General features: G+C 62.8%; 3 protein-coding genes and 1 pseudogene. 2 read left to right on the forward strand and 2 right to left on the reverse strand.

The features are described 5' to 3' along the window. Nucleotides 1-1,243 (reverse strand): annotated as a pseudogene (locus OQV04_RS24055) (Tn3-like element TnAs1 family transposase); the annotation flags it as partial. A gap of 3 nt (nt 1,244-1,246) precedes the next feature. On the opposite strand from OQV04_RS24055, the gene OQV04_RS24060 reads away from it, so the two are divergent. Continuing rightward, nucleotides 1,247-1,639: a cysteine hydrolase family protein gene (locus OQV04_RS24060; RefSeq protein WP_001351729.1), complete on the forward strand. Its 393-nt coding sequence runs from the start codon at nt 1,247-1,249 to the stop codon at nt 1,637-1,639. A 137-nt stretch (nt 1,640-1,776) separates the two neighbouring features. After that, nucleotides 1,777-2,661 carry a DMT family transporter gene (locus OQV04_RS24065; protein WP_000058717.1) on the forward strand — a complete coding sequence of 295 codons (885 nt, stop codon included), beginning with the start codon at nt 1,777-1,779 and terminating at the stop codon, nt 2,659-2,661. A gap of 31 nt (nt 2,662-2,692) precedes the next feature. Here the strand turns inward: OQV04_RS24065 and OQV04_RS24070 are convergent. Continuing rightward, a partial coding sequence (locus tag OQV04_RS24070; RefSeq protein ID WP_136858590.1) for a TCR/Tet family MFS transporter occupies nt 2,693-2,797 on the reverse strand: 105 nt, incomplete at its 5' end.

The following is a 2,797-nucleotide window of genomic DNA, read 5'->3' on the forward strand; positions in this document are numbered from 1 at the left end:
CCAGGCGCAGGATGTCGTCCCAGTGGGCACGCACGTGCTTGATGTTCAGGGTGCCGCCGATCAGCGGGCGCAACGTCGGGTAGGCTTGCACGCCCTGCGGCACGTACAGCTTGGTTTCGCCGAGGTCGCGGATGCGCGGCGCGAAGCGGAAGCCTAGCAGGTGCATCAGGGCAAAGACGTGATCGGTGAAGCCGGCCGTGTCGGTGTAGTGCTCCTCGATCCGCAGGTCGGACTCGTGGTACAGCAGGCCGTCGAGCACATAGGTGGAATCGCGGACGCCGACATTCACCACGCGGGTGCTGAACGGCGCGTACTGGTCGGAGATATGGGTATAGAACAGCCGTCCCGGCTCGCTACCGTACTTCGGGTTGACGTGCCCGGTGCTCTCGCCCCGGCCACCCGCGCGGAAGCGCTGGCCATCGGAGGATGAGGTCGTGCCGTCGCCCCAGTGGGCGGCAAAGGCGTGGCGATACTGGTGGTTGACCAGCTCGGCCAAGGCCGCCGAATAGGTTTCGTCGCGGATGTGCCAGGCTTGCAGCCAGGACAGCTTGGCGTAGGTCAGGCCGGGGCTCGACTCGGCCATCTTGGTCAGCCCGAGGTTGATCGCATCACCGAGGATTGCGGACAGCAGCAACGTCCTGTCTTTGGCCTCGGCCCCGTCCTTCAAGTGGGTGAAGTGGCGGCTGAAGCCCGTCCAGTCGTCCACGTCCATCAGCAGTTCGGTGATCTTGATGCGCGGCAGTAACTGGCTGGTTTGGTCGATCAGCGCCTGCGCCCGATCCGGCACCGCCGCATCCAGCGGGGTGATTTTCAGCCCTGACTCGGTGAGGATGGCATCGGGCAGCTCGTTGTCCTTGGCCAGGCGGGTGACGGTGGCCAACTGCTCGTCCAGCAGCTGCAAACGCTCTTCCAGGTACTGGTCGCTGTTCGGGTTGATCGCCAGGGGCAGGGCCTGCTCGCGCTTGAGTGCGGCGAACTTCTCGGCCGGCAGCAGGTAGTCGTCGAAGTCGCGGAACTGCCGCGAGCCCTTGACCCAGATGTCGCCGGAGCGCAGGGCGTTCTTCAGCTCGGACAGGGCGCAGATTTCGTAGAATTTCCGGTCGAGGCCTTCCGGGGTGATCACCAGCGGCTTCCAGCGCGGCTTGATGAAGGCCGTGGGTGCATCGGCCGGCACCTTGCGCAGGTTGTCGGCGTTCATCTCACGCAGGGTCTGCACGGCTGCCAGCACGCCTTGCGCGGCCGGCCCGTGCTGTTCCCCAACTTTTCGCTCGGCGAAGAGTATGAACATGCGCCGCCGGCGACGAATCGCCAAATCTCACCGTATCTCCCGAGCGGACGATTTCGCACCGGTCTGCCCGTCGAAGGGCTTGCGATCGAACGGGGCGACCTTTTCTATGCATGTCCGCGAGCCAGCGTCTTTTATGGCACGGCGCTCGACGCCGACCTTCGGACGCGCGGCGTAAGCACGCTTGTCATGGCCGGGATAAGCACCACCGGCGTTGTTCTTTCAAGCGTCGCCTGGGCTAGTGATGCGGACTACGACGTGCGTTTGGTCCAGGACTGCTGCTACGACCCGGATCGGGATGCCCACGAAGCTCTGTTGCGTTCCGGGTTCGGCGGACGTGTACAGGTCGTGTAATTTTCGGGCCTCGCATGATCGCGGCCATAGCCGCAGGTGGATTGGTGCGAGGCAGGGCCAGTCCAAGTCAGGGTGCGGTCATCGCGGCGCCTGCAACTCTCAAAAACCCATCGCCGTAGCGGAGGTCTTGTAATCGCATGTCATTACGCACGCCCGATTTATTGTTCACAGCGATAGCACCTGCCATTTGGGGCAGCACCTACATTGTCACCACCCAATACCTGCCGAACTTCTCACCGATGACGGTCGCGATGCTGCGGGCGTTGCCGGCGGGTTTATTGCTCGTGATGATCGTCCGACAGATTCCAACGGGAATCTGGTGGATGCGCATCTTCATCCTCGGCGCACTTAATATTTCGCTATTCTGGAGCTTGTTGTTTATTTCGGTCTACCGCCTGCCGGGCGGGGTCGCGGCGACGGTAGGCGCTGTGCAGCCGCTGATGGTCGTGTTCATCTCTGCCGCTCTGCTAGGTAGCCCGATACGATTGATGGCGGTCCTGGGGGCTATTTGCGGAACTGCGGGCGTGGCGCTGTTGGTGTTGACACCAAACGCAGCGCTAGATCCTGTCGGCGTCGCAGCGGGCCTGGCGGGGGCGGTTTCCATGGCGTTCGGAACCGTGCTGACCCGCAAGTGGCAACCTCCCGTGCCTCTGCTCACCTTTACCGCCTGGCAACTGGCGGCCGGAGGACTTCTGCTCGTTCCAGTAGCTTTAGTGTTTGATCCGCCAATCCCGATGCCTACAGGAACCAATGTTCTCGGCCTGGCGTGGCTCGGCCTGATCGGAGCGGGTTTAACCTACTTCCTTTGGTTCCGGGGGATCTCGCGACTCGAACCTACAGTTGTTTCCTTACTGGGCTTTCTCAGCCCGGGGACCGCCGTGTTGCTAGGATGGTTGTTCTTGGATCAGACGCTGAGTGCGCTTCAAATCATCGGCGTCCTGCTCGTGATCGGGAGTATCTGGCTGGGCCAACGTTCCAACCGCACTCCTAGGGCGCGTATAGCTTGCCGGAAGTCGCCTTGACCCGCATGGCATAGGCCTATCGTTTCCACGATCAGCGATCGGCTCGTTGCCCTGCGCCGCTCCAAAGCCCGCGACGCAGCGCCGGCAGGCAGAGCAAGTAGAGGGCAGCGCCTGCAATCCATGCCCACCCGTTCCA

Origin of the sequence: Escherichia sp. Lx600-2 (assembly GCF_036662595.1) — a bacterium.
Lineage (GTDB): Bacteria > Pseudomonadota > Gammaproteobacteria > Enterobacterales > Enterobacteriaceae > Escherichia > Escherichia coli.

Excerpts from the sequence above, each read along its gene's own strand:
- OQV04_RS24065 (WP_000058717.1), top strand. The coding sequence starts at position 1,777 with ATGTCATTACGCACGCCCGATTTATTGTTCACAGCGATAGCACCTGCC.